The following is a 23,792-nucleotide window of genomic DNA, read 5'->3' as shown; positions in this document are numbered from 1 at the left end:
CAGATTTGCGCCAAGGACCCGCGGCACAGGCAGGTCTTTCGTTTGATGCTTCTCAACCAACGCGCCGGCAACGCTCCAGAGCAGCCCGTTAACCGGGATTCGTTGCCCTGGCGCTCTAACTGGCAATATTGCCAGCGCCATTCAATTTGGTCACAATTCCGTTTAGAGTCGCGAATTACGTGATCGGCGGCAGCGGCATCGGAAACGGGGCACGGATGGCTTTTCTCAGATCCTTCGGCATGGGCAGACGCTCCGACGTCCTGATCTACGATCCACATAAACTGTCGAGCCCGCAGGTCTTCCTGCTGACCATGGTCATCTTCCTGGCCATAGTGGCGTTTATTGCCGCTATATTGACCCGCCAGATCTCGACCGCTTTCGTAACCAATCCTGGGCTGAACGGCCTGATCGTCGGCGTGCTCGTCGTCGGTATCCTGCTGGCCTTCGTCCAAGTCGGGCGACTGTTTCGCGAAGTTCGGTGGGTCAACTCTTTCCGCGCCGGCTCCGAGACCATCGAACCGGTGCTGCTGGCACCGATGAAGGCGATGATCGGACGCTCCGCGAGCATGGCCTTCTCGACCAGTTCGATGCGGACGATGCTCGATTCTATCGCCACGCGTCTCGATGAAAGCCGCGACACCTCGCGCTATCTCGTCGGCCTGCTGGTTTTCCTCGGTCTGCTCGGCACCTTCTGGGGGCTGTTGAACACGATCGGCTCGATCCGCGAAACCATCGAATCGCTCGATCCTGGCACAGGTGACGCGGCCGCGGTGCTCGATTCGCTGAAGCAGGGGCTGTCGGCGCCGCTGGCCGGCATGGGCACCGCCTTCTCGTCCTCCCTGTTCGGCCTCTCCGGTTCGCTGGTGCTTGGCTTCCTCGATCTGCAGGCCGGCCGCGCCCAGACCCGCTTCTACACCGAGCTCGAAAACTGGCTGTCCTCGGTCACCGATCTATCGTCCGACATCATCGTTTCCGACTCGGCCAGGACCGAACCTTCCGACGAGATCCGCCTGCTGTCGGAGAGACTGCGCAGCATGCAGGAGAACGGCGGCGGCTCGAACCCGCGCGTCGCCACCGCGATGGCCAATCTCGCCGACGGCATTTCCGGCCTGGTCAAGAACATGCGCTCCGAGCAGCAGATCATGCGCGACTGGGTCGAGGCCCAGTCCGATGAACAGAAGGCCATGCGCACCACGCTGGAAAAGATCGCCGACGCCCTGAAGAAGCCCGGAGTCCACTAGCATGGCGCTCGCCAGGGGCCGGCGTACCGACCGCCGCATCGATTACTGGCCGGGTTTCGTCGATGCGCTGTCGACGCTGCTGCTGGCCATCATGTTCCTGCTCACGGTCTTCGTGCTGGCGCAGTTCCTGCTCGGCCGCGAGATCTCCGGCAAGGACACGGCGCTCTCGCGCCTCAACTCGCAGATCAACGAACTGACCCAACTGCTGGCGCTTGAGCGCTCGACGGCGCAGGACAAGGAGGATTCGCTCGCCAATCTGCAGGCGTCGCTGTCGGCGGCGGAAGCCGAAAAGAGCCGCCTCGAACAGTTGCTGGCGCAAGGCGCGGGCGCCGGCGACGCCGCCAACCAGCGCGCGACGGCTCTTTCGGGCGAACTCGACAGCCAGCGCCAGATCAGCCAGCAGGCGCTGAGCCAGGTCGAGATCCTCAACCAGCAGATCGCCGCATTGCGCAAGCAGATCGGCGCGCTCGAGGATGCGCTCAACGTTTCCGAAGCCCGCGACCGCGATTCCAATACCAAGATCGCCGATCTCGGCCGCCGCCTGAACGTGGCGCTGGCGCAGCGTGTGCAGGAACTGAATCGCTACCGCTCGGATTTCTTCGGCCGCTTGCGCGAGATCCTCGCCGACCGTGAGAACATCCGTATCGTCGGCGACCGTTTCGTCTTCCAGTCGGAAGTGCTGTTCCCGACCGGCTCCGAGGTGATCAACGACGCCGGCAAGGTCGAGATGAAAAAGCTCGCCGACGCCATTATCGAGCTGCAAAAAGAGATCCCGCCCGAGATCAGCTGGGTGCTCCGGGTCGACGGCCATACCGACAACAAGCCGCTGTCGGGTACCGGCCGTTATCGCGACAACTGGGAACTGTCGACGGCGCGCTCGACCTCGGTGGTGAAGTTCCTGATCGAGAACGGCGTGCCGGCCAACCGGCTGGTTGCCGCCGGCTTCGGCGAGTTCCAGCCGCTCGACCCCGCAGACACCGAAGAGGCGCGCAACAAGAACCGCCGTATTGAACTGAAGCTCACCGAACGTTGACCTATCATCACGCAGTATCACGCGAATCTGTTCGTCGGTTCAACTGCAGGGCGTAATCGATGCCGGCAAGGCCCTGGTCCCGCCGGCGTCCTTTCCCTACCAGCCGAGCCACACCGCAATCAGGGCGACCACCGCCGGCACGGTCTGGACGAACAGGATCTTGCGGCCAACCGTGGCGGCGCCATAGAGGCCGGCAATGGCCACGCAAGCCAGGAAGAAAACCTTGACCTGAAAACCGGCCGCGCCGAGGTAAAGCCCCCAGATCAGGCCGGCGGCGAGAAATCCGTTGTAGAGGCCCTGATTGGCGGCGAGCACTTTCGAGGCGCTGGCGAATTCCGGCGTCAACCGGAACGTCTTGTGTCCGCGTGGTGTGTCCCACAGCACCATCTCCAGGTAGACGATGTAGACATGGATCAAGGCCACGAGCCCGACCAGGATGTTGCCGACCATTCCGTTCCCCCTTCATGTGTCGTCGGCAGCATTTCACGCGTCGGCTCGCCAGCGCAAGACGCATATGACGAGCGGCGCCCGAGGGTTGCAAACGCTCTTGCGTTGGTATCTTTTCGCGCCGTCCCCAATCACGGAAGCAGCCATGTCCTTTCAGAAACTCGACGACCTCGGCCACAAGCTCGAAGCACTTGAGCATGCGCTGGCCATCCTCGGCGCCGATGAAGCGACCCACATGGCCGTCGGCGGCGGCGAGAAGCGCGCCGAGGCGATGTCGGCGCTGGCCGGCATGTATCACACAAGGGCGACCGCGCCGGAGATCGCCGACTGGATCGCCGCGGCCGAAGGCGAGGTGCTCGACGACCAGCAGCGGGCTGCCCTGGCCGAGCTGCGGCGGCAATACACCAACCTGACCTGCCTGCCGGTCGAATTCGTCGAACGCCAGACGACGGCGCGCATGCGTTGCGAGCAATTGTGGCGCGACCTGCGCGCCAAGAACGACTGGGCCGGCTTCCAGCCTGCGCTCGAGGGCGTGGTGGCGCTGGTGCGCGAAGAAGCGGCTCTGCGTGCCGACGTGCTCGGTCTCGCCCCCTACGACGCGCTGATGGAGCAGTACGACCCCGGCAACCGCACCGCCGACATCACTCCTGTGTTCGCCGACCTGAAGAGTTTCCTGAGAGGCTTCGTGCCGGAAGCATTGGCGATCCAGGAAGCGCGGCTGCGCAAGCATCCACTGAAGCCGCTTTCGGGCACTTATGCGATCGACCGCCAACGCGAACTCGGCCTTGCCATGATGGCGGCGGTCGGCTTCGACCTGACGCACGGCTCGCTGTCGGTGTCGCACCATCCGTTCTGCGGCGGTGTGCCGAGCGACGTGCGCATCACCACCCGCTACAAGACTTCCGATTTCCTGTCGGCGCTGATGGGCGTGCTGCACGAGACCGGCCATGCACTCTACGAGCAGAACCTGCCGAAGGCGTGGTCGCACTGGCCGCTCGGCAAGGCGCGCGGCATGGCGGTGCATGAAAGCCAGAGCCTGTTCGTCGAAAAGCAGATCGGCCGCAATCCAGCCTTCTGGCGCTGGGCGCTGCCGGTCGTGGAAAAGCATCTCGGCGAAGCCTGGACGCTGGATGATATCCTGCCGCATGTGCATCGCGTCGAGCGCGGCCTGATCCGTGTCGATGCCGACGAGGTGACTTACCCGCTGCATGTCGTCCTGCGCTACGAGCTGGAGCAGGAACTCGTCTCGGGCAGGCTGGAGGTGGCCGACTTGCCCGAGGCCTGGGACGCCAAGATGCGCGACTATCTCGGCCTCTCAACCCTCGACAATCCCGCCGACGGGCCGATGCAGGACGTGCATTGGCCGGGTGCTGCCTTCGGCTATTTCCCCTCCTACACGCTTGGCGCGATGATGGCGGCACAGCAATGGGCGGCGTTGACGCGCGAGCATGCTTCCACGGACGACGATCTTGCCAAAGGCAATTTCGAAGCGATCAACGCCTGGCGACGCGACAGAATCTGGTCGCAGGGATCACGTTGGTCGACGCCAAACCTGCTCGAACGCGCCACCGGCGAAAAGCTCAACGCCGTGTATTTCACCGAACATTTACGCAAACGCTATGGAGCCGCGTGAGCCGCATTAGCGTTTCATATCCTCAGCGCATATATTTTAGTGTGAGGAATTGGGAGAACGCATCGTGGGAATTTCCCCTCCAAAGGAGCGCGCTACTTTTTCGATCGCCGCAGAAATAAAGAACCGGCTTGAGGACGAAGTTCCAAAAAGCGAAAGGTCACGTTTCGTGGAAACCGCAATCGATCAAGCGTTGCGCGCAGTCGCCGTCAAGCGCCTCAAGAAAACCCTGGATGACCTGCCGCGCGGAGCCAACCCCAAAAGCGAAAGCACCACCGACTTTCTGCACGCTCAGCGCGTGAAGTGGGACGGCCGATCCCCTGACATCCTCGACGGCCCCAGGAAATGATCATCGTCGACGCTTCCGTCTTCGTGAAACTTTTCAAGCAGGAAGAAGACAGCCAGGCAGCTCGCAACTTGATCGATCACATGGTGGACCAGGGCCAAGGCTATCTTGCTCCGTCGGTGGTGCTGTACGAGGCTCTTTCGGACGCGTTGCACGTCGAATTGCCGCTCGCGACGGTTGGCCAGCTTTTCGACCAATTTCGAGAACTGGGCTAGCGATCGAAGAGCCGACGGCGCAGGATCTGGCAACGGCGGAGAAAATTGCCACATCAGCCGTGCCCGGCAATGGTTGTCCTACCTCGTTCGACAGCATCTATCACGCAATGGCGATAGAACGCGGCGCCACCTTTGTTACGGCCGATCAGCGCCACTTTGCCAAGGCCTCGCACTTTGGCAGCGTCGTGCTGCTGAAGGATTGGCGAGCCAACTGACGCCTTCTTTTCTTTACTCGGCCGCGCCCCTGAAGGCGCTGGCACCGGTTTCGAACTGCAGCTTGGCTAGTCGCGCATAGATGCCGCCTTTGGTGACCAGGCTCTGATGCGTGCCTTCCTCGACGATGCTTCCGCCATCCATCACCAGGATCCTGTCGGCCTTCAGCACCGTTGCCAGGCGGTGGGCGATGACGATGGTGGTGCGGCCCCGCATCAGCCGCTCGAGTGCCGTCTGCACCAGCGTCTCGCTCTCGGCGTCGAGCGCCGAAGTCGCCTCGTCGAGCAAAAGGATCGGCGCGTCGCGCAGAATGGCGCGGGCGATCGCCACCCGCTGGCGCTGGCCGCCGGAGAGCGTCACGCCACGCTCGCCAAGCTGGCTGGCATAGCCTTTGTCGAGTTTGAGAATGAATTCATCGGCCAGCGCATCCCTGGCCGCCGCTTCGATCTCGGCATCGCTGGCCCCCGGCCGGCCAAAGCCGATATTGTCGCGCGCGCTTGCCGCGAAAATGGTGACGTCCTGCGGCACGATGGCGATGCGCTCGCGAACCGAAGCAGGATCGGCTTCGCGCACGTTGACGCCATCGATCAGGATCCTGCCTGCTTCCGGATCGTAGAAGCGCAGGATCAGCGAAAAGACCGTGCTCTTGCCGGCGCCCGACGGACCAACGATCGCCACCGTCTCGCCGGGCATTACCTCAAAGCTCAAGCCATGCACGGCGGCGCGATCGGGTCTTGCCGGATAGGAGAAGAATACGGCGTCGAAAACGATCGCACCCTTGGCGGCTGCCGGCAGCGGCTTGGGATCGGCCGGAGCCTGGATCGCCGGCTTCTCGGCCAGGATCTCGGTCAGCCGCTCGGCGGCACCGGCCGCCTGCGCAAGTTCGCCCCAGACTTCGGACAGCGCGCCGAGCGCGCCGGCGGCGAACACCGAATAGAGCAGGAACTGGCCGAGCGTGCCGGGAGACAGCGTGCCGTCGAGAACATCGCGCGAACCGAACCACAGTACCGCCACGACGGAGGAAAAGATGGCGAAGATGGCGAAGAAGGTGAGGAACGAGCGCGCGAAGATCGAGGCGCGCGCTGCCTCGAAAGCGGCATCCACCGCGCCCGAGAAGTGGCCGGTGACCAGCTTTTCGTTGGTGAAGGCCTGCAGCGTGCGCACCGCGCCGATCTGCTCGCTGGCATAGGCGGTCGCCTCCGCCAACGTGTCCTGCGCCTGCCGCGATTTGCGCCGCACCGATCGGCCGAAGGCGACCAGCGGCAGGACGACGACGGGTATGGCCGCAATGACCAGGCCGGACAGTTTCGGACTGGTGACGACCATCATCGCCACGGCTCCAAGGCCAAGGATGACATTGCGCAGCGCCACCGAAGCGGTGGCGCCGACAGCCGACTTGACCTGCGTGGTGTCGGCGGAGAGCCGCGACACGATCTCGCCCGATTGAGCGCTGTCGAAGAAGGCCGGCGACAATGTGGTGACGTGCGCGAAGACGTCGCGCCTGATATCGGCGACGACGCGCTCGCCGAGCGTGATGACGAAATAGTAGCGGCCGGCCGACGCCGCCGCCAGCAGCGCGGCCATCGCCACCAACGCGGCAAAATATTCGGCGATCAAGATCGTGCCGGAAGGCGTAAATCCGTGGTCGATCATCCGCCGTACGGCAAGTGGCAGCGCCAGCGTCGTCACCGCCGCGACAGTCAGCGAGATGACGGCGCCGGCCACCATTTTGCGGTAGCGGCCGATATAGGGGAACAGACGTCTGAGCGGCTTGAGCGAGCGCCGGCGCTCGTCTGCGCTGCTGGTTTGCGCCATCCCAGTGTTTCCTCTAGCCGCCTTGAGCGTATGCGCCTCAATATGCGCGTGCCGCGGCCTTGTGATTCAATTCCGGCTGATGTATAGGCTCGCCGACCGTTTTAGAAGCCGTGGCTCCTCAATAGCTGCGGCTTCGAGTTTTAAAAAGGGGCGCATCGACGCAGGCTTATGCCCGTCAGCCGCGCCGGCAAGCCAGGAACAGAGCGATGAAAACCGATATCCATCCCGACTACCACACCATCAAGGTCGTCATGACCGACGGCACCGAATACATGACCCGTTCGACCTGGGGCAAGGAAGGCGATACGATGAACCTCGATATCGACCCGACGACCCACCCGGCCTGGACCGGCGGCCAGCAGACCCTGCTCGACCGCGGCGGCCGCCTGTCGAAGTTCAAGAAGCGCTTCGAAGGTTTCGGCCTCTAAGCCGCACCCGGCCTTTCGCAGATCAGAAAAACCCGCCTGGTGGCGGGTTTTTGTTGCGACGAGGTGGCTCGCCTCAAGCTGGCGGTCGCGCCCTACCTTCCCCTTGTGGAGGTCGGACCGAAGGTCCGGGGGGGCTGGCGCCGCCCCCCCCCCCCGGGGGTTGGGGGCCCCACCCCCCGTGCTGCGGCCGCCCCCCCCCCCCCCCCCGGGGGGCTGGCGCCGCCCCCACCCCGCTGCTTTGCAGCGACCCACCCACGAGAGGGAGGGTGGGAGCATTCTACCTGTCCAGCAATTCTCGTAGCGCCATGCGCTTGTAGGCAGCGACCAGCCTGTCGCCCTCCTGCCGCTCGACCGAGATCGCCAGCCGCATAGCCGCCTCGCCCATCTGCCAGACGAGAAGTGCCGATGTGTCGAGAGCCACCGGATCGGCGCTGGGATGCAGCCGCTTCAGTACCTTTGTGAGGAATTCGGCGTTGGCCCGGCTGTCGGCGAGTTCGAGCTGGCGCAGCGCCTTGTCGGCTTGGGTCCCCGACCAAATGTCGCGCATCACCGGCTCGGCCAGGAACAGCGCGTAATAGATATCGACCAGTTCCGAAAACGCTTGGCCCAGGCCCTCGGCGTCGCTGACGCCGGCGAGCGCCGCAGAGATACAGGCCTGGCTCTCGGCGGTGTAGCGCTCGGCCAACGCCCAGATGATCGCCCGCTTGTCCGGAAAGAACTGGTAGAGCGAACCGATCGACACCCCCGCCCGTTCCGCGACTTCCCCCATGCGCATGGCATCGCTGCCTTGCTCGGCGATCAGTGCCGAGGCCGCCGCCAGCATGCGTTCGACCCGCTCGCGGCTGCGCCGCTGGCTCGGCGCCCGGCGCGGCGAAGCGATCTGCTCTTGGGGGGACATGTGCGTGGCGGTGTCGTCCATGACTGGCTCCCGATCCGACAAAATTGCTTGACTCGCTAAATACGAGGGTTTATCACGTTTTGCAAATGTGAGGACATCTCATGTTTTGATGCAGAGGAAGCCAGTTCGTCGCCGCGTCGCGACGCATTCAACCGAAACCGCGGCAAATCGGCCAATGGAGCACTGACATGATCACGAAACTTCTCCCCACCTTGATCTTCCTCGCTGCGGTCGGCTCGGGCATTGTCGGCGGCGTGTTCTTCGCCTTTTCCAACTTCGTCATGCCGGCGCTCGCCCGCTTGCCGGCAGCAGGCGGCATCGCCGCGATGAATTCGATCAACGTCACCGTCATCACCCCGGCATTCATGACCGCGCTTTTCGGCACCGGCCTGGTCTGCCTCGTGCTCATCGCCGGCGCGATCATCGGCTGGAACCAGCCGGGCTCGTTCTGGCTGCTTGCCGGCGCGCTGATCTACATCGTCGGCAACCCGATCGTGACCATGCTCTTCAACGTGCCGCTCAACGACGCACTCGCCGCCGTCGATCCAGCCAGCAGCGAAGGCGCTAGCCTGTGGTCGCGCTACCTCGATGAGTGGGTGATGTGGAACCATGTCCGTACTCTCACCGGCATAGCAGCGCTGGCATCCTTCTGGTTCGCCGCGCGTTGACGACGAGCGGAAGCCGACGGCATGGGGTCTCCGCCCCGAAAAGATCAGGTGGATCGTCCGGGAGACACGCCTTGAAGGATCAATACTCGAACATGGGCTTCGGCATGGCAATCGGCGTTGGCGTCGGGGCGGCGATCGGCGCCGCGCTCGACGACCTGCCCACGGGCATAGCCATGGGCATTGCCGTTGGCGCCGCTCTCGGGGCCTGGCGACGTTAGTGACGGCCGGCGATCTTCAGGCTTTTGTTTTTCGATCGGAATGGCCGAGATCGCGATCCGGATCGATCACGTCCCGGACCAGCTGCTTGAGCTTGGCCGCGTCCGGAAAGCCACCATCGCGCTTGCGGTCCCAGACCAGCACGTCGTTGCAGGAAATCGTGAAGATGCCACCGGTGCCGGGCACCAGCGCCACTTCGCCGAGATCGGCGCCGAAGGTGGAGAGCAGTTCCTGCGCCATCCAGCCGGCACGCAGCAGCCACTGGCACTGCGTGCAATAGGTGATGCGGATGGTGGGCAGCGGATTTTCGGTCATGTCAGGCTTTGTTCACGCCGCGCTGAGCTTGGCCATGGTCTCGTCGTCGACTTCGAAGTTGGCGTAGACGCTTTGAACGTCATCGTCGTCCTCTAGTGTGGCGACCAGCTTCATCAGCGACTGTGCCCGTTCCTCGTCGACCGGGACATTGTTCTGCGGCCGCCAGATCGGCTTCACCGATTCGGCCTCGCCGAGCGAACCTTCCAGTGCTTTCGACACCTCGCCAAGGCTCTCGAACGCGCAATAGATGGTGTGGCCTTCCTCGTCCGATTCGACATCGTCGGCGCCGGCCTCGATCGCCGCGTCCATGACCTTGTCGGCGCTGCCGGCCGATGCCGGATAATAGATCTCGCCGGCGCGGTCCCACATGAACGACACCGAACCGGTTTCGCCCATTGCCCCCCCTGCCTTGGTGAAGGCGGCACGCACGTTCGACGCCGAACGGTTGCGGTTGTCGGTCAAGGCCTCGACGATAACGGCGACACCGCCTGGGCCGTAGCCCTCATAGCGCACGGCTTCATAGTTTTCGGCGTCGCCCATCGAGGCTTTGTTGACGGCACGCTGGATGTTGTCCTTCGGCATCGACACCGCCTTGGCGTTCTGGATAGCCAGTCGCAGGCGCGGGTTCATCGATGGATCGGGCGTGCCGCTCTTGGCGGCGACGGTGATTTCGCGCGCCAGCTTGGAAAACATTTTCGACCGCACCGCGTCCTGACGGCCCTTGCGGTGCATGATGTTCTTGAACTGTGAATGGCCAGCCATGGCACCCCTGTCGTGTTCGGCTAGAGCATGCTGCGGCCAGGCGACATTGCCCGATATTCGCAAAAATGCTCGAATTCAAAATTTCAGAGCGTCCCGGGTGCAACTCGCGGAAGCACGGCGTTCTCTGTCGGAATGGCCGGCTTATAGATAAATCGGCTCAATTCGTCCAGCCGCGCCGCGTTCGCGAAGCACGATCAGAGCAGCAACAACCGCTCACGCCTCGAGGTCCGGCTTCAGCCGGTCGATGATACCGAGCGCATGGCCGGCATACTGGCTGATCCAGCGGTCGTGGATGTGCTTGATCGGCAGCGCGTCGAGATGGTTCCAGCGCTCGCGGCCTTGGTGGTCATAGCTCAATGTCCGCCGCCCGCCTTCTTGCGGCGCCGCGCCAGCATGTTGAGCCCCTCGACCAGCGCGGAAAAACCCATCGCCGCGTAGATGTAGCCCTTTGGCACGTGATAGCCCATGCCGTCGGCGATCAGCGTCATGCCGATCATCAGCAGGAAGCCCAGGGCCAGCATGACGATGCTGGGGTTCTTGGCGATGAAGTCCGCCAGCGGCCCGGCCGCCAGCATCATGACGCTGACCGCGACGATGACGGCAATGTACATGATCGCGATCTCGTCGGTCATGCCGACCGCGGTGATGATCGAATCGATCGAGAAGACAAGGTCGAGCAGCAGGATCTGGAAGATGGCGCCGGCGAGCGAGATCTGCAGCGTTTCGCCGAGCATCGTATCCTTGTGGTCATCGGGGTCGACCGTGTGGTGGATTTCCTTCGTCGCCTTCCAGACGAGGAACAGGCCGCCGGCGATCAGGATCAGGTCGCGCCACGAGAAGCCGTGGCCTAAAGCGGTGAACACCGGCGTCGTCAGCTGGACGATGATGGAGATGGTGGCCAGCAGCACCAGCCGCATGATCAATGCCGCCGAGATGCCGAGCCGGCGGGCGCGGGCCCGTTGTGCCACCGGCAGCTTGTTGGTCAGGATCGAAATGAAGATCAGATTGTCGATGCCGAGCACGATCTCCAGCACCACCAGCGTCAGCAGCGCGACCCAGGCCGTTGGGTCGGACACGAATTGAAAATGCGGCGCCAGGAACTCGAAAAGCTGCATGGAGGTCGTCCCCTCTTGTAACGATCTAGAGCAGTGTCGCCGCCAGTTAGGTACTGCGTGCGCCTATATCAATGTTACAACCAGAAGGATGGTGCGGTTTCCTCCAGCCGCGGCCCGCGACGAAACGGCGCGATCCTCTCGGTCAGTCCCGTGCGGTCGGAAATATCGACGCCGACGCCGCACAAGGTCGCCGGTCCGGTCGCTGCCTCGAAGCGCCCTTTCGGCACTTTCGACAGGAACCGGTTGAGCGGCTCTTCCTTGTCCATGCCGAGCGAGGAATCGTAGTCGCCGCACATGCCGGCGTCGGAGATGTAACCGGTCCCGCCATTGAGGATCTGGTGATCGCCGGTCGGCTGGTGCGTGTGGGTGCCGACGACCAGACTGGCGCGGCCATCGACGAAATGCGCGAAGCACATTTTTTCCGAGGTCGCCTCGGCGTGGAAGTCGATGACCACCGCATCCGCCTGCTCGCCGAGCGGACAGGCGGCAAGCTCGCGTTCGCCGGCCTGGAATGGATCGTCGAGTTCGGGATGCATGAACACCCGGCCCATGATGTTGGCGACCAGCACGCGCGCGCCGCTCCTGGCGATGTAGACGCCGGAGCCGCGTCCGGGCGTACCCTTGGGAAAATTGGACGGGCGCAGGAAGCGCTCCTCGCGCGGCGCGAAGGCCAGCGCGTCGCGCTGGTCCCAGACATGGTTGCCGGTGGTGACAACATCGGCGCCGGCCGCGATCGTCTCGCGAAAGATCTCTTCGGTGATGCCGAAGCCGCCGGCGGCGTTCTCGCCGTTGACGATAACGAAATCCAGTCCGAAATCCGAGATCAGGCCAGGCAGTTGTTCCCAAACCGCCGTGCGTCCCGTCTTGCCAACCATGTCGCCGAGGAAAAGGAGTCTCATCTAGGTCCTGAAAAGCTGCATGCCCTTTCGGAAAAGATCACGCATCTAGAGATAAACAAACTATCTACAATTTTGGCGCGAAGCGGCGCAACCCGCTCTCGGTGAGTATTTCGGTGAGGACCACGTCGTGCTCCTCATTCGGCACCAGCTCCACTTCCTGGCAGTCGAAGGCGATGCCGACAAGCCGCGGCTGCTGCCCCTTGTCGACCAGCCTGGCGATGGCGCGGTCGTAATAGCCGGCGCCATAGCCGATGCGATGGCCGCGTGCATCGAAGGCGGCGAGCGGTACCAGCATCACCGAGGGGTCGAGCACCTCGGCTTGCTCATGCGGGCCGATCGTACCGAAGCCCATTTCGACCATCGGCGCGCCACGCACAAGCTCGCGAAAGACGATGGTGGTCTTGTCGAGGATGGCGGGCAGGCAAAGCCTTGCACCTTTCTCGCGCAAGGCGAACATCAGCGGCCGGACGTCGACTTCCGAACGCATCGGCCAGAAGCCGGAGACGATCTGCCCCGGCTCGACGGCGAGGTGATCACGCGCCGTCTCGGCCATTTCAAGGGCGACCTCCACCCGCCAGAACTCGTCGAGCGCATCGCGGCGTCCGAGTGCTCCGAGCCGAAGTTCTTTTTTCAAGTCTTTTGAGGAGGTCATGCCCAGACGATAGAAAGGTCAGATTTGGATGACGTTTTAGGAGCGACGTTTTCTACCGCAACATCCGCCGAAATGCGCGGATGCAGGCAATAAGCGACGATCCACACGACCGGTGGAGAAGTCGATCCCGGGTGCCTACAAAGTAGGTGGGTGCCGTGTGAGAAAACCCACGGGTCTTCCCAGGGACAGCTCCCTAAGGATCGTTAAGGCCCCGGGGAAATGTGTCTCCTGCCGGGAAGCGCAGACCGTCAGCCCCAATATAGGCCCGTGACTCCCCAAGCGCCAGTGAGATGCACACAGAGAGATGCCATTCTTTCCATCGCCCACTCACCCTTGCGCGGACCAGGCCTGCTGCCTACGGTCGTCTGGCGCGAACCAAGGAGCAAAAATGCGTTTCGAAGGCACGGCGTCCTATGTCGCCGACAAGGATCTGATGGTGGCGGTCAACGCGGCGATCGCGCTGGAGCGGCCCTTGCTGGTAAAGGGCGAGCCCGGCACCGGCAAGACGGAACTCGCCCGCCAGGTGGCGGCCGCCCTTGGCCTCGATCTGATCGAGTGGCACGTCAAATCGACTACCAGGGCGCAGCAAGGTCTTTACGAATATGACGCCGTCTCGCGGCTACGCGACAGCCAGCTGGGTGACGAGCGCTTCAACGACATCAAAAACTACATCAAACGCGGCAAATTGTGGGAAGCGTTCGCGGCCGGCAGGAAGGTCGTGCTTCTGATCGATGAGATCGACAAGGCCGACATCGAATTCCCCAACGACCTGTTGCAGGAACTGGATCGGATGGAGTTCTTCGTCTACGAAACCGGCGAGACCATCCGCGCCACGGTCAGGCCGATCGTCATCATCACCTCCAACAACGAGAAGGAACTGCCGGACGCCTTCCTGCGCCGCTGCTTCTTCCACTACATCCGCTTTCCCGACGTCGATACGCTGCACAGAATCGTCGACGTCCACTACCCCGGCATCAAGCAGAATCTGGTGCGCGCGGCGCTCACCCAGTTCTACGAGATCCGCGACGTGCCAGGGCTGAAGAAGAAGCCCTCGACCTCCGAAGCGCTCGACTGGATCCGCCTGCTCGTCGCCGACGACATTGCGCCGGAGGATCTGCGCGCCGACCCGAAGAACGCGCTGCCCAAGCTGCATGGCGCGTTGCTGAAGAACGAGCAGGACGTGCATCTGTTCGAGCGCCTGGCCTTCATGGCAAGAAGGCAGCAATAGGGCGGCAGCAGTAGCGCTTTCCCCGCTGTGGACCGTTGCCGCCCACAGAACAGAAAGGCAGGTTCATCCGAAGACTTTGGAGGAAATGAAATGACCGAGATCACCGTCCGTCCGCTCGCTCAATCCGACCACGCCGACTGGCGCCGGCTTTGGACCGCTTACCTTACCTTCTACGAAACCAAGCTGCCCGAAGACGTCTATGAGGTCACCTGGAAGCGCCTGTTCACGGAAGGTGAGTTCGAGCCCAAGGGCTTCGTCGCCATCCTCGACGGCAAGGCTGTCGGCCTCACGCACTATCTGTATCATCGCTCTTGCTGGTCTGAGAAAAACAACTGCTACTTGCAGGATCTGTTCGCCGACCCCGAAGTGCGCGGCAAGGGGATCGGCGCTGCCCTGATCGAAGCGGTGAAGCAGGAAGCCGGCAAGATCGGCGTCAAGAACGTCTACTGGATGACCCATGAGACCAACGCCACGGCGCGCAAGCTCTACGACCATGTGGCGCGGCGCACGGGGTTCATCGAATATGATCTATTGTAGCAAGATCGACGATTGAAACCGCTGTATTTACGCAATATATTGCGCATGGTTGAGGACGCCGATGCCGCTGATCGAAACCAACACGCGCAAGATTGTCACAAGGCTTTTGCGCGATGGTTGGGTAAGCGTCAGCGGCGGCAAGCACGACAAGTATGAGCATCCGGACAGGCCTGAGGTGATGATCATCGTGCCTCGTCATCGTGAACAATCTCCCGGTGTCGCTCGGTCGATCGCTCGGCTGGCTGGATGGATTTGAGGACAAACCGCATGACGCACTATGTCGGAATTCTCGATGGCATAGAGGATGTCTGGGGCGTACGGGTCCCTGACGTCCCCGGTTGTCACGGAGGCGGCGCAAGCCCCGAAGCGGCCATTGCCGATGCGACCTCCGCTGTGCGCGAATGGACAGAAGCACGCTTGGCGAAACACTTGCCATTGCCAAGATCGAGTACGGTTGCTGAGCTACTCAAACAGGGGGTAATCGACAGCGCCTCTGGTGAATCCGCCGTGATGATTCCGGTACTGATCGACTCCGGACGCCCTGTTCGGGCCAATCTGTCGCTCGATGCTGGCCTGTTGGCGGCGATCGATGAAGAGGCAGGTCGGCGCGGCCTGACGCGTTCCGCCTTTATCGCGAGCGCCGCACGAGAGAAGATCGAAGGCCACCGATAGGCGGTCATGTTCATCCCCTTCTTCCTCGAACTCAAGGCAGCACGTGTTCCCGTCTCGCTCCGGGAATATCTGTCGCTGCTGGAGGGGCTGGAGGCCGGATTGGTCGACTATGACGTCGAGGGTTTTTACTATCTCGCCCGCACCGCACTGGTGAAGGACGAGCGCCATATCGACAGCTTCGACCAGGTCTTTGCGCATGTCTTCAGGGGTATCGAAGCGCTGGGCGGGCCGGATGCGGTGGACGTTGCGAACATCCCGGAGGAGTGGCTGCGCCGACTGGCCGAAAAGCACCTGACCGATGAGGAGAAAAAGCTGGTCGAGGCGCTCGGCGGTTTCGACAGACTGATGGAAACGCTGAAGCAGCGGCTGGAAGAGCAAAAAGGCCGCCACCAGGGCGGTTCGAAATGGATCGGCACCGGCGGCACCTCGCCCTTCGGCGCCTATGGCTACAATCCCGAAGGCGTGCGTGTCGGCCAGCATGAAAGCCGAAACCGTCGTGCGGTGAAGGTCTGGGACAAGCGCGAGTTCAGGAATTTCGACGATGCCGTCGAACTCGGCACCCGCAATATTAAGATCGCGCTGAAGCGTTTGCGCCGCTGGGTGCGGGAGGGCGCCGAGGAGGAGTTCGACCTGCCCGGCACCATTCACGCCACCGCCGAGCACGGCTATCTCGACGTCCGGACGCGGCCCGAACGCCGCAACGCGGTGAAGCTCCTGATGTTCTTCGATGTCGGCGGCTCGATGGACGACCACATCAAGAGCGTCGAGGAGCTGTTTTCGGCCGCCCGCGCCGAATTCCGCCAGCTCGAGTATTTCTATTTCCACAACTGCCTCTACGAGGGCGTGTGGAAGGACAATCGCCGTCGCCACGCCGAGACGATCCCAACCTTCGACCTCATTCGCAAATACGGTCCCGACTACAAGGTGATCGTCGTCGGCGACGCCTCGATGAGTCCTTACGAGATCGCGCATCCGGGTGGGTCAGTGGAACACTGGAATCCCGAGGCCGGCGCCGTCTGGCTCGGCCGCCTGCTGCGGCAATGGCCGAATGCCGTATGGCTCAATCCCGAGAGCGAAAAGAACTGGGGCTTTACCCATTCGATCGCGATGATTCGCGATATCTTCGGCGGCCGCATGTTCCCCCTGACGTTGGCCGGGCTGGAAGCCGCGACGAGAGAGCTTTCAAGGAAGCATTAGTTTTAGAGAGGTGCGGGATTATCGCTTCAGAGATCAGCGTCCCTCGCCCCGTTTGCGGGGAGAGGATGCCGGGGGTGAGGGGCGGCGCAGGCGCTTGAAAGAAGGCCAATGCGGCGAATTCGGCTCGGGAATGCCGGCACTGGGCGAACCCGTAACAAACGCCTATCTTGTTGCGAATAGAGATTGCAACCAACAACGAGCCGCCAAGGCTGAGGAGATCAAATGGACACCCACGCCTATCCCGTCACTCGCACAGACGCCGAATGGCGCGCCCGGCTGACGCCGGAGCAATATGCCGTCATGCGCGGCCATGGCACCGAGCGGCCGGGAAGCTGCGCCCTGCTCTACGAAAAGCGCGCCGGCACCTTTTCCTGCGTCGGCTGCGACCAGCCATTGTTCGAATCCAAGCTGAAGTACGAGAGCGGTACCGGCTGGCCGAGCTTCAACGATCCGGTACCCGGTTCGGTCGAGAACACGGTCGACCGCAGCTACGGCATGGTCCGCACCGAGTGCCATTGCGCCCGCTGCGGCAGCCATCTCGGCCATGTCTTCGAGGATGGCCCACCGCCGACCGGCCTGCGCTACTGCATCAACGGCGTGGCTTTGAAATTCGAGCCGGCCGCCTGAACGGCATGGCATTGTATCGCACGAAGGGCGGCTTTGGCCGCCCTTTTTTCGTATGCGGCGGGTGACGCTCTCTTCAGACCACCGCCGTGGCGATCAGCCAGAGCGCGGAGCCCAGCATTATTAGCGAGGCCTTGGCACCGCCCGATGTCTCAACCGTTCGCCAGACGCAAATGGTCAGGAAGATATTGTAGGGCACCGGCGCGAAATGCACCGCCAGAACCAGCGCAAGCGGCAGCTTGAGCCCGAGCAGGATGAGCGCGGCCACCGAGGACGCAAGGTTTATCACGGTGCCTGCGAGCACCATGTCGCGCCAGAACAGCCGGTCCAGCGGCACCCGGCCAAGCCAGCGCGAGCGGAAGAAGTCCGCACGCACCGGCGACCTACTCCTGCCCCAGGACTTCGGCAACGGCACGCTCGACACGCGAGCATTCGGTCACCAGCCAATCGGCCATAGCCGGCCAATTGTCCTCGGCAAAGCAGTTCACCCGCCACATGGAATTGATGCCGAGGTCCTCGCAACTCTGTTCCGGCCTGAGCTTCAACCAGTCTTCGATCGCCGGTTGGAACGGTTTCAACCGCGACCAGGCTTGCGTGGCACCGAACTTCTCGTTGCGGCCGAAAAAGACGCCGACATGGTTCTGCGCCGGCGCCACGTACATGGAAAGGACCAATGCGAAGTTGGGCAACCCGCGTTGCCAGAACCAGGGTCCGCGCCTCGCCAGCCGAGCCCTTTCCTCCGGATGCCGTTCGTCGAATAGCGTCCAGAAGGCGCGATGGCGGAATTCAGAAGCGCGGCGGGCGCCGAAGTCGAATTCGCTCATGGTTCAAACCGTATCTCCGGCAACCGTATCGGACGCCGGGCCGGTTAGTGTTACACCATGCCGAGAGCGGCCTTGTAGAGGTCGAGGATGGTTTCCTCCTCCTGCCGCTCGGCCTGGTCCTTCTTGCGCAGCCTGATGATCGTGCGCATCGCCTTGGTGTCGAAGCCGGTGCCCTTGGCCTCGGCGAACACTTCCTTGATGTCGTCGGCGATGGTCTTCTTCTCTTCCTCAAGCCGCTCAATGCGCTCGATGAAGGCACGCAGCTGGCCGGCGGCAACAGTCTGGCTGGTCTCGGTGATATCGTCGGCCATGTTTTTCTCCAAAAGATCGGTGCTGCGCCGCGACTCGGGGAAGCGAGCGGCGGCGAATTCAGCGGTTCGATGCCCGACCGGGGGCGGTGGGTCAAGCCGTTATCGACGCGACATGAAGGGCTGCCGCCAAACGCCGACAGCTCCTCGCGGCCAACAGCCTTGTTTACCCAAAAGTGATCAGCAGGTCCTTGGCGTCGATCTGGTCGCCGGCCTTGACCAGCACCTCGGCGACCGTGCCGTCGCGCTCGGCATGCAGCGCCGTTTCCATCTTCATCGCCTCGATGGAGAGCAGCACGTCACCGGCCTTCACGGCCTGGCCGGCGGCGACCGAAAGCGCCGAGACGACGCCCGGCATCGGCGCACCGACATGCGCCTCGTTGCCCGGCTCGGCCTTGCGGCGGGCCTTGGCAGCCGACGCACCGTGCGCACGGTCCGGCACCTTCACGCGGCGCGGCTGGCCGTTGAGTTCGAAGAACACGGTGACCATGCCCTTCTCGTCGACATCGCCGATCGCAAGACAACGCACAACCAGCGTCTTGCCCTTCTCGATGTCGACGAAAATCTCGTCTTCCGGCTTCATGCCGTAGAAATAGGTCGGCGTCGGCAGCACGCTGACCGGGCCGTAGGTCTCCTGCGCGGCCGCGAAATCGGCGAAGACCTTCGGATACATCAGCCACGAAGCGAATTCGTATTCACTGATCTTGCGCTCGAGCTTCTGTTCGATCTCCTTGCGGCTGGCCTTGAGGTCCGCTGTCTTCAAAAGCGAACCCGGCCGCACGGTGATTGGCTTGTCGCCCTTCAGCGCCTTCTTCTGCAGCGGCGCCGGCCAACCGCCCGGCGACTGGCCGAGGTCGCCGCGCAGCATCGAGACGACCGAATCCGGGAAGGCGATGTCCCTAGCCGGGTTCTCGACATCGGCAACAGTCAAATCCTGGCTCACCATCATCAGCGCCATGTCGCCGACCACCTTGGACGACGGCGTCACCTTGACGATGTCGCCGAACATCAGGTTGACGTCGTGATAGGTCTGCGCCACTTCGTGCCAGCGTGTCTCCAGCCCAAGCGAACGCGCCTGCTCCTTGAGGTTGGTGAACTGTCCGCCCGGCATTTCGTGCAGATAGACTTCCGAAGCCGGTCCCTTGAGGTCGCTTTCGAAAGCAGCGTACTGGTTGCGTACCGCTTCCCAGTAAAACGAGATTTTCCGGATCCATTGCGGATCCAGGCCCGGATCGCGGTCGGTGCCCTTCAGCGCCTCGACGATCGAGCCCAGGCATGGCTGCGACGTGTTGCCGGAGAATGCGTCCATCGCCGCGTCGATGGCGTCGACGCCGCTCTCCACCGCCGCCAGCACCGTCGCCGCCGAAAGACCCGACGTATCATGGGTGTGAAAATGGATCGGCAGGTCGGTCGCCTCGCGCAGCGCCTTGAACAGCACGCGCGCGGCGGAAGGCTTCAATAGGCCGGCCATGTCCTTGACGGCGATGATATGGGCGCCGGCGGCCTGCAATTCCCCGGCCAGGCCGACATAGTATTTCAGGTCGTACTTCGCCCTGGCCGGATCGAGAATGTCGCCGGTGTAGCAGATCGCCGCCTCGATCAACTTGCCTTCGGCGCCGACCGCGTCCATGGCGACGCGCATGTTCTCCACCCAGTTCAGGCAGTCGAACACCCGGAACAGGTCGATCCCCCCGTTAGCCGCCTGGCGGACGAAGTGCTGCACGACATTGTCGGGATAGTTGGTGTAGCCGACGCCGTTGGCGCCGCGCAAAAGCATCTGCAGCAGCAAATTGGGCGCTGCCTCGCGCACCAGCGACAGCCGCTCCCAGGGATCCTCGGTGAGGAAGCGCATGGCGACGTCGAAAGTGGCGCCGCCCCAGCATTCCAGTGACAGAAGCTGCGGCAAGGCACGCGCATAGGTGCCGGCGATGCCGGCAATATCATGCGTGCGCACGCGCGTCGCCAGCAGCGACTGGTGGCCATCGCGCATCGTCGTGTCGGTGACCAGCACCTCTTTGCGGTCGCGCATCCAGGCGGCGAATTTCTCCGGCCCAAGCACGTCGAGCTTCTGCTTGCTGCCATCAGGCACATTGCCGTTGAGGTAAGGCACGATGGGGGCGGCCGCGTCGGCCTTCGGCTGCGGCCGGCCGCGTGTTTCGGGATGACCGTTGACCGACACATCGGCCAGATAATTGATGAGCTTGGTCGCGCGGTCCTGCCGCTTGACCTGCTGGAACAGCTCCGGCGTCGTGTCGATGAACCGGGTCGTGTAGGAATTGTCGGCGAAGCTCGGGTGGTTGATGATCGCTTCGAGGAAGGTAAGGTTGGTCGCCACGCCACGGATGCGGAATTCGCGCAGCGCCCGGTTCATGCGCGCGATCGTCTCGGCCGGCGTCGGCGCCCACGCCGTCACCTTCTCCAGCAGCGGATCGTAAAAGCGAGTAATGACCGCGCCGGAATAGGCGGTGCCGCCATCGAGGCGGATGCCGAAGCCCGTCGCCCCGCGATAGGCGGTGATGCGGCCATAGTCCGGGATGAAGTTATGCTCGGGATCTTCCGTGGTGATGCGGCACTGCAAGGCGTGGCCGTTCAGCCTGATGTCCTTCTGCGCCGGCACGCCCGAATCCGGCGTACCGATGGCGAAGCCGTCGAGGATATGGATTTGCGCCTTGACGATGTCGATGCCGGTCACCTGTTCGGTGACGGTATGCTCGACCTGGATGCGCGGATTGACCTCGATGAAATAGAATTTGCCCGTATCGGCATCCTGCAGGAACTCGACCGTGCCGGCACCGACATAGCTGGTCTCTCGCGCGATCTTCAGCGCGTAACCGCAAAGCTCCTGGCGCAAATCCTCGCCGAGATAGGGAGCCGGCGCCCGCTCGACGACCTTCTGGTTGCGGCGCTGGATCGAGCAGTCGCGCTCGAACAGATGCACGACATTGCCATGCGTGTCGCCCAGCACCTGCACCTCGACATGGCGCGCGCGCTCGATCAGCTTTTCGAGATAGACTTCGTCCTTGCCGAAGGCGGCTTTCGCCTCGCGCTTGCCTTCCGTGACCTCACGGGCGAGATCGGCCTCGGAACGGATGGCACGCATGCCGCGTCCGCCGCCGCCCCATGACGCCTTCAGCATCACGGGATAGCCGATCCCTTTGGCCAGGTCCTTGACCGCGTCCATGTCGTCGGGCAGCGGATCTGTGGCTGGGATCACCGGTACGCCGACCTCGATCGCCAGATTGCGCGCGGCGACCTTGTTGCCGAGCCGGCGCATCGTATCGGGCCTGGGGCCGATGAAGGTGATGCCCGCTTGCGCGCAGGCTTCGGCGAATTCAGGGCTTTCCGACAACAGGCCGTAACCCGGGTGGATGGCATCGGCGCCCGAAAGCCTGGCGACGCGGATCACCTCCTCGATCGACAGGTAGCTTTCGATCGGGCCCATATCCCTGGTCAAGTGCGGGCCGCGTCCGACTTGATAACTCTCGTCCGCCTTGAAGCGGTGAAGGGAATATTTGTCCTCTTCGGCCCAGATCGCCACGGTTTTGAGGCCGAGTTCGTTGGCCGCGCGAAAGACGCGGATGGCGATTTCAGACCGGTTGGCGACGAGGATCTTCGTAATGGCCAAGGATGGGGCTCCAGCAGCGGAAGAGAAGAGAAATCGGCGTCATGATTAGCGTGAAAATGCTGCAGTGCAAACAAAATCGGCGCTGATTTAAACCGATTTAAATCGATTCTTTGCTGATGCCGGGTTGGCAGATGCCTGAATGCCCGGTCGAGTGCCCCTCTTTCCCGGCTAAAGAACCACCGAGAAGCGAGCGCAATGTCTGCACGCCTCTGCGACCAAAGAAAATGCCCGGCGCGAGGCGCCGGGCATTTTCGTAAGCTTCGAGGAGGACAGGCTTACATCTTCTGGATGTAGGTGTACTTGCCGTCGTCGCCCTTCTTCCACTCGTACATGACGTAGCCGGGCAGCGTCGGGTCGCCCTTGGCGTCGTAGGAGAGGTCGCCGAGCACGGTCTTGAACGGGCCGTTTTCATGCAGCGCCTTGGCGACTGCCTGCGGGTCGTTCGACTTGGCGATGGTCGCGGCTTCCGCGATCGCCTGCATGGCGGCGTAGGAGTACAGCGTGTAGGCTTCCGGCTCGAAGCCCTGCGCGCGGAACTTCTCGACCAGTTCCTTGTTGGTCGGGATCAGGCGCGGGTCCGGGCCGAACGTGTTGAGCGTGCCCGCGACCGCGTCGCCCGCGATCGAAGCCAGTTCGTTCGACACGATGCCGTCGCCGGAGACCAGCGTTGCCTTGAGGCCCTGGTCGGCCGCCTGGCGGATGATCAGGCCGGCTTCGGTGTGCAAGCCGCCCCAGTAGATGATGGAAACGCCGGCTTCCTTCATCTTGGCGATCAGCGCCGAGAAGTCCTTGTCGCCGACGTTGACGCCTTCATACATGACTTCCGTCAGGCCTTTGGCGTTCATGGCCTTCTTGGTTTCGTCGGCAAGGCCCTGGCCGTAGGTGGTCTTGTCGTGAATGACGGCGATCTTGGCGTCCTTGAAGTTCGCGGCGAGATAAGCGCCGGCAATGCTACCCTGCTGGTCATCGCGTCCGCAGGTGCGGAACACGTTCCACAGGCCGCGCTCGGTGAACTGCGGGTTGGTCGCGGCCGGCGTGATCTCGACGATGCCGTTTTCGGCATAGACTTCCGAGGCCGGGATCGAGACGCCCGAGTTGAAGTGGCCGACCACGAACTTGACGCCGTCGCCGACGAACTTGTTGGCGACCGAGATGCCCTGCTTCGGATCCGACACGTCGTCGCCGACTTCGAGCTTGATCTGCTCGCCGTTGATGCCGCCCTTGGCATTGAGATCGGCGACGGCCTGTTCGGCGCCCTTCTGCAGCTGAGCGCCGAAGGCGGCGTTCGGACCGGTGATCGGACCGGCAACGCCGATCAATACGTCAGCCCACGCGTTGCCGCCGAACGCGACCAGCGCGGTCAGGGCGACGGCGGACAAAAGTGACTTTTTCATGTAAACGCTCCCATTAACGGAGTGGGCGTGGATGAAGCTTTCATGCGATGCCCACCCTTATCGCAGAAAGCATAGTTTGCCGATTTTCAGGCACTTGTCACGCCGATTCAATTTCGAAGCGGCGTTAATGATGAACGTCAACCTTTCGGTTTCCAGCTCAAGATTGAAGCTCTTTCGTAGAGCCAATTATACTGTGTGACCATCTGGTTGGTTCGTGTGTATTGATAGCCGACGAAGCCCAGTATCATCAGCACGATGGTGTCGACGATATAGTAGTGCAGCGAAAACATCGTGCCGCCGAACAGCGCGTGATGGATGAAGCGGATGCCGATGCCGAGAACCAGCAGATAGGCGAACAGCTGGATGAAGCTGCGCCATGTCTGGGCGCTGGCCTTGCCCGTCATCCATGCCGCCCAGCCGCCCAGCAGGCAGGTGACGAAGAAGAACTGCCAGATCGACGGTTCCTCGTAGAGAATGCCTTGCATGGTGA

The 23,792-nt window shown here is 62.8% G+C and carries 28 protein-coding genes, 1 other RNA gene and 1 pseudogene; 14 read left to right on the top strand and 16 right to left on the bottom strand.

Annotated features, from left to right (window positions below):
• Positions 1–215: 215 nt before the first annotated feature.
• Together NKJ26_RS11450 and NKJ26_RS11445 are read left to right on the top strand one after the other, a co-directional pair.
• The gene (locus NKJ26_RS11450; protein ID WP_352600426.1) at positions 216–1,241 is read left to right on the top strand and encodes a MotA/TolQ/ExbB proton channel family protein; all 1,026 of its coding nucleotides are present in this window, start codon (positions 216–218) and stop codon (positions 1,239–1,241) included.
• 1 nt (position 1,242) lies between these two features.
• Positions 1,243–2,274 carry a peptidoglycan -binding protein gene (locus NKJ26_RS11445; protein WP_352695327.1) on the top strand — a complete coding sequence of 344 codons (1,032 nt, stop codon included), beginning with the start codon at positions 1,243–1,245 and terminating at the stop codon, positions 2,272–2,274.
• Between the two features lie 96 nt (positions 2,275–2,370).
• On the opposite strand, the gene NKJ26_RS11440 is transcribed toward NKJ26_RS11445, so the two are convergent.
• The gene (locus NKJ26_RS11440) at positions 2,371–2,724 is read right to left on the bottom strand and encodes a DUF1304 domain-containing protein (RefSeq protein ID WP_352600430.1); all 354 of its coding nucleotides are present in this window, start codon (positions 2,722–2,724) and stop codon (positions 2,371–2,373) included.
• 142 nt (positions 2,725–2,866) lie between these two features.
• Between NKJ26_RS11440 and NKJ26_RS11435 the strand changes: the two genes are divergently transcribed.
• From NKJ26_RS11435 to NKJ26_RS11425, 3 genes are all read left to right on the top strand, one after another.
• Positions 2,867–4,354 carry a carboxypeptidase M32 gene (locus NKJ26_RS11435; protein ID WP_352695326.1) on the top strand — a complete coding sequence of 496 codons (1,488 nt, stop codon included), beginning with the start codon at positions 2,867–2,869 and terminating at the stop codon, positions 4,352–4,354.
• 64 nt (positions 4,355–4,418) lie between these two features.
• Positions 4,419–4,700, top strand: a complete 282-nt coding sequence (locus NKJ26_RS11430) for a hypothetical protein (protein WP_352695325.1) — start codon at positions 4,419–4,421, stop codon at positions 4,698–4,700.
• Entirely contained in the window at positions 4,697–4,912 is a 216-nt protein-coding gene (locus NKJ26_RS11425; protein WP_352695324.1) for a PIN domain-containing protein, read from the top strand. The genes NKJ26_RS11430 and NKJ26_RS11425 overlap by 4 nt, the downstream gene beginning before the upstream one ends.
• A 228-nt stretch (positions 4,913–5,140) precedes the next feature.
• Here NKJ26_RS11425 and NKJ26_RS11420 read toward each other — a convergent pair whose 3' ends face one another.
• On the bottom strand, positions 5,141–6,940 hold the full coding sequence (locus tag NKJ26_RS11420) for an ABC transporter transmembrane domain-containing protein (protein WP_352695323.1): 1,800 nt from the start codon (positions 6,938–6,940) through the stop codon (positions 5,141–5,143).
• A 206-nt stretch (positions 6,941–7,146) separates the two neighbouring features.
• Between NKJ26_RS11420 and rpmE the strand changes: the two genes are divergently transcribed.
• Positions 7,147–7,368 (top strand): 50S ribosomal protein L31, encoded by a 222-nt coding sequence (rpmE, locus tag NKJ26_RS11415; protein WP_006327661.1) that lies wholly within the window; start codon positions 7,147–7,149, stop codon positions 7,366–7,368.
• 277 nt (positions 7,369–7,645) lie between these two features.
• On the opposite strand, the gene NKJ26_RS11410 is transcribed toward rpmE, so the two are convergent.
• Positions 7,646–8,287 (bottom strand): TetR/AcrR family transcriptional regulator, encoded by a 642-nt coding sequence (locus NKJ26_RS11410; protein WP_352695322.1) that lies wholly within the window; start codon positions 8,285–8,287, stop codon positions 7,646–7,648.
• A gap of 167 nt (positions 8,288–8,454) precedes the next feature.
• Between NKJ26_RS11410 and NKJ26_RS11405 the strand changes: the two genes are divergently transcribed.
• Both NKJ26_RS11405 and NKJ26_RS11400 read left to right on the top strand, forming a co-directional pair.
• Positions 8,455–8,934 carry an anthrone oxygenase family protein gene (locus tag NKJ26_RS11405; protein WP_352695321.1) on the top strand — a complete coding sequence of 160 codons (480 nt, stop codon included), beginning with the start codon at positions 8,455–8,457 and terminating at the stop codon, positions 8,932–8,934.
• A gap of 71 nt (positions 8,935–9,005) precedes the next feature.
• Positions 9,006–9,152 (top strand): glycine zipper domain-containing protein, encoded by a 147-nt coding sequence (locus NKJ26_RS11400; RefSeq protein WP_352600524.1) that lies wholly within the window; start codon positions 9,006–9,008, stop codon positions 9,150–9,152.
• Between the two features lie 16 nt (positions 9,153–9,168).
• On the opposite strand, the gene NKJ26_RS11395 is transcribed toward NKJ26_RS11400, so the two are convergent.
• From NKJ26_RS11395 to ssrS, 7 genes and pseudogenes are all read right to left on the bottom strand, one after another.
• Positions 9,169–9,465: an Rdx family protein gene (locus NKJ26_RS11395; protein WP_352600444.1), complete on the bottom strand. Its 297-nt coding sequence runs from the start codon at positions 9,463–9,465 to the stop codon at positions 9,169–9,171.
• A gap of 12 nt (positions 9,466–9,477) precedes the next feature.
• A complete protein-coding gene (locus tag NKJ26_RS11390) occupies positions 9,478–10,227 on the bottom strand; it encodes a YebC/PmpR family DNA-binding transcriptional regulator (RefSeq protein WP_352600446.1) in 750 nt (249 codons plus the stop codon).
• Between the two features lie 213 nt (positions 10,228–10,440).
• Positions 10,441–10,569 (bottom strand): annotated as a pseudogene (locus NKJ26_RS11385) (transcriptional regulator); the annotation flags it as partial.
• 11 nt (positions 10,570–10,580) lie between these two features.
• The gene (locus NKJ26_RS11380; RefSeq protein WP_352600448.1) at positions 10,581–11,342 is read right to left on the bottom strand and encodes a TerC family protein; all 762 of its coding nucleotides are present in this window, start codon (positions 11,340–11,342) and stop codon (positions 10,581–10,583) included.
• Between the two features lie 74 nt (positions 11,343–11,416).
• A complete protein-coding gene (locus NKJ26_RS11375; RefSeq protein WP_352600450.1) occupies positions 11,417–12,241 on the bottom strand; it encodes a TIGR00282 family metallophosphoesterase in 825 nt (274 codons plus the stop codon).
• A 64-nt stretch (positions 12,242–12,305) separates the two neighbouring features.
• Positions 12,306–12,893, bottom strand: coding sequence for a 5-formyltetrahydrofolate cyclo-ligase (locus NKJ26_RS11370; RefSeq protein ID WP_352695320.1), 588 nt, complete (start codon positions 12,891–12,893; stop codon positions 12,306–12,308).
• A 94-nt stretch (positions 12,894–12,987) separates the two neighbouring features.
• A non-coding RNA gene (ssrS, locus tag NKJ26_RS11365) (6S RNA) lies at positions 12,988–13,143 on the bottom strand.
• A 138-nt stretch (positions 13,144–13,281) separates the two neighbouring features.
• On the opposite strand from ssrS, the gene NKJ26_RS11360 reads away from it, so the two are divergent.
• The 6 genes from NKJ26_RS11360 to msrB all read left to right on the top strand — a co-directional run bounded on the left by NKJ26_RS11360 (position 13,282) and on the right by msrB (position 17,154).
• Positions 13,282–14,121, top strand: coding sequence for an AAA family ATPase (locus tag NKJ26_RS11360; protein WP_352695319.1), 840 nt, complete (start codon positions 13,282–13,284; stop codon positions 14,119–14,121).
• A 90-nt stretch (positions 14,122–14,211) separates the two neighbouring features.
• Positions 14,212–14,658, top strand: a complete 447-nt coding sequence (locus tag NKJ26_RS11355; RefSeq protein WP_352600454.1) for a GNAT family N-acetyltransferase — start codon at positions 14,212–14,214, stop codon at positions 14,656–14,658.
• Positions 14,659–14,719: 61 nt separating this feature from the next.
• Positions 14,720–14,914 carry a type II toxin-antitoxin system HicA family toxin gene (locus NKJ26_RS11350; RefSeq protein WP_352600456.1) on the top strand — a complete coding sequence of 65 codons (195 nt, stop codon included), beginning with the start codon at positions 14,720–14,722 and terminating at the stop codon, positions 14,912–14,914.
• A gap of 11 nt (positions 14,915–14,925) precedes the next feature.
• Complete coding sequence (locus tag NKJ26_RS11345; RefSeq protein WP_352695318.1) at positions 14,926–15,330, top strand: type II toxin-antitoxin system HicB family antitoxin; 405 nt, start codon at positions 14,926–14,928, stop codon at positions 15,328–15,330.
• A gap of 6 nt (positions 15,331–15,336) precedes the next feature.
• The gene (locus NKJ26_RS11340) at positions 15,337–16,527 is read left to right on the top strand and encodes a vWA domain-containing protein (RefSeq protein ID WP_352695317.1); all 1,191 of its coding nucleotides are present in this window, start codon (positions 15,337–15,339) and stop codon (positions 16,525–16,527) included.
• 222 nt (positions 16,528–16,749) lie between these two features.
• Positions 16,750–17,154 (top strand): peptide-methionine (R)-S-oxide reductase MsrB, encoded by a 405-nt coding sequence (gene msrB, locus NKJ26_RS11335; RefSeq protein WP_352695316.1) that lies wholly within the window; start codon positions 16,750–16,752, stop codon positions 17,152–17,154.
• A gap of 73 nt (positions 17,155–17,227) precedes the next feature.
• Here the strand turns inward: msrB and NKJ26_RS11330 are convergent, their stop codons facing one another.
• From NKJ26_RS11330 to NKJ26_RS11305, 6 genes are all read right to left on the bottom strand, one after another.
• Positions 17,228–17,527 (bottom strand): hypothetical protein, encoded by a 300-nt coding sequence (locus NKJ26_RS11330; protein ID WP_352695315.1) that lies wholly within the window; start codon positions 17,525–17,527, stop codon positions 17,228–17,230.
• A gap of 7 nt (positions 17,528–17,534) precedes the next feature.
• Positions 17,535–17,975 (bottom strand): hypothetical protein, encoded by a 441-nt coding sequence (locus tag NKJ26_RS11325; RefSeq protein WP_352600464.1) that lies wholly within the window; start codon positions 17,973–17,975, stop codon positions 17,535–17,537.
• Positions 17,976–18,025: 50 nt separating this feature from the next.
• Positions 18,026–18,286, bottom strand: coding sequence for a DUF2312 domain-containing protein (locus NKJ26_RS11320; protein WP_352695314.1), 261 nt, complete (start codon positions 18,284–18,286; stop codon positions 18,026–18,028).
• A 163-nt stretch (positions 18,287–18,449) separates the two neighbouring features.
• A complete protein-coding gene (gene pyc / locus NKJ26_RS11315; protein ID WP_352695313.1) occupies positions 18,450–21,908 on the bottom strand; it encodes a pyruvate carboxylase in 3,459 nt (1,152 codons plus the stop codon).
• Between the two features lie 275 nt (positions 21,909–22,183).
• The gene (locus tag NKJ26_RS11310) at positions 22,184–23,302 is read right to left on the bottom strand and encodes a branched-chain amino acid ABC transporter substrate-binding protein (protein ID WP_352695312.1); all 1,119 of its coding nucleotides are present in this window, start codon (positions 23,300–23,302) and stop codon (positions 22,184–22,186) included.
• Between the two features lie 137 nt (positions 23,303–23,439).
• Positions 23,440–23,787, bottom strand: coding sequence for a DUF6867 family protein (locus NKJ26_RS11305; protein WP_027027315.1), 348 nt, complete (start codon positions 23,785–23,787; stop codon positions 23,440–23,442).
• Positions 23,788–23,792: the final 5 nt, after the last annotated feature.

Origin of the sequence: Mesorhizobium sp. M0152 (assembly GCF_040322415.1) — a bacterium.
Classification (GTDB): domain Bacteria; phylum Pseudomonadota; class Alphaproteobacteria; order Rhizobiales; family Rhizobiaceae; genus Mesorhizobium.
Note: the sequence above shows the minus strand (reverse complement) of the source record. Positions and strands in the feature narration are given on the sequence as shown.

Bases quoted from the DNA above. Each gene is read 5' to 3' on its own strand.
- NKJ26_RS11450 (WP_352600426.1), top strand. From the start codon at position 216: ATGGCTTTTCTCAGATCCTTCGGCATGGGCAGACGCTCCGACGTCCTG.
- NKJ26_RS11445 (WP_352695327.1), top strand. From the start codon at position 1,243: ATGGCGCTCGCCAGGGGCCGGCGTACCGACCGCCGCATCGATTACTGG.
- NKJ26_RS11440 (WP_352600430.1), bottom strand. From the start codon at position 2,724: ATGGTCGGCAACATCCTGGTCGGGCTCGTGGCCTTGATCCATGTCTAC.
- NKJ26_RS11435 (WP_352695326.1), top strand. From the start codon at position 2,867: ATGTCCTTTCAGAAACTCGACGACCTCGGCCACAAGCTCGAAGCACTT.
- NKJ26_RS11425 (WP_352695324.1), top strand. From the start codon at position 4,697: ATGATCATCGTCGACGCTTCCGTCTTCGTGAAACTTTTCAAGCAGGAA.
- NKJ26_RS11420 (WP_352695323.1), bottom strand. From the start codon at position 6,940: ATGGCGCAAACCAGCAGCGCAGACGAGCGCCGGCGCTCGCTCAAGCCG.
- rpmE (WP_006327661.1), top strand. From the start codon at position 7,147: ATGAAAACCGATATCCATCCCGACTACCACACCATCAAGGTCGTCATG.
- NKJ26_RS11410 (WP_352695322.1), bottom strand. From the start codon at position 8,287: ATGGACGACACCGCCACGCACATGTCCCCCCAAGAGCAGATCGCTTCG.
- NKJ26_RS11405 (WP_352695321.1), top strand. From the start codon at position 8,455: ATGATCACGAAACTTCTCCCCACCTTGATCTTCCTCGCTGCGGTCGGC.
- NKJ26_RS11395 (WP_352600444.1), bottom strand. From the start codon at position 9,465: ATGACCGAAAATCCGCTGCCCACCATCCGCATCACCTATTGCACGCAG.
- NKJ26_RS11390 (WP_352600446.1), bottom strand. From the start codon at position 10,227: ATGGCTGGCCATTCACAGTTCAAGAACATCATGCACCGCAAGGGCCGT.
- NKJ26_RS11380 (WP_352600448.1), bottom strand. From the start codon at position 11,342: ATGCAGCTTTTCGAGTTCCTGGCGCCGCATTTTCAATTCGTGTCCGAC.
- NKJ26_RS11375 (WP_352600450.1), bottom strand. From the start codon at position 12,241: ATGAGACTCCTTTTCCTCGGCGACATGGTTGGCAAGACGGGACGCACG.
- NKJ26_RS11370 (WP_352695320.1), bottom strand. From the start codon at position 12,893: ATGACCTCCTCAAAAGACTTGAAAAAAGAACTTCGGCTCGGAGCACTC.
- NKJ26_RS11360 (WP_352695319.1), top strand. From the start codon at position 13,282: ATGCGTTTCGAAGGCACGGCGTCCTATGTCGCCGACAAGGATCTGATG.
- NKJ26_RS11355 (WP_352600454.1), top strand. From the start codon at position 14,212: ATGACCGAGATCACCGTCCGTCCGCTCGCTCAATCCGACCACGCCGAC.
- NKJ26_RS11350 (WP_352600456.1), top strand. From the start codon at position 14,720: ATGCCGCTGATCGAAACCAACACGCGCAAGATTGTCACAAGGCTTTTG.
- NKJ26_RS11345 (WP_352695318.1), top strand. From the start codon at position 14,926: ATGACGCACTATGTCGGAATTCTCGATGGCATAGAGGATGTCTGGGGC.
- NKJ26_RS11340 (WP_352695317.1), top strand. From the start codon at position 15,337: ATGTTCATCCCCTTCTTCCTCGAACTCAAGGCAGCACGTGTTCCCGTC.
- msrB (WP_352695316.1), top strand. From the start codon at position 16,750: ATGGACACCCACGCCTATCCCGTCACTCGCACAGACGCCGAATGGCGC.
- NKJ26_RS11325 (WP_352600464.1), bottom strand. From the start codon at position 17,975: ATGAGCGAATTCGACTTCGGCGCCCGCCGCGCTTCTGAATTCCGCCAT.
- NKJ26_RS11320 (WP_352695314.1), bottom strand. From the start codon at position 18,286: ATGGCCGACGATATCACCGAGACCAGCCAGACTGTTGCCGCCGGCCAG.
- NKJ26_RS11310 (WP_352695312.1), bottom strand. From the start codon at position 23,302: ATGAAAAAGTCACTTTTGTCCGCCGTCGCCCTGACCGCGCTGGTCGCG.
- NKJ26_RS11305 (WP_027027315.1), bottom strand. From the start codon at position 23,787: ATGCAAGGCATTCTCTACGAGGAACCGTCGATCTGGCAGTTCTTCTTC.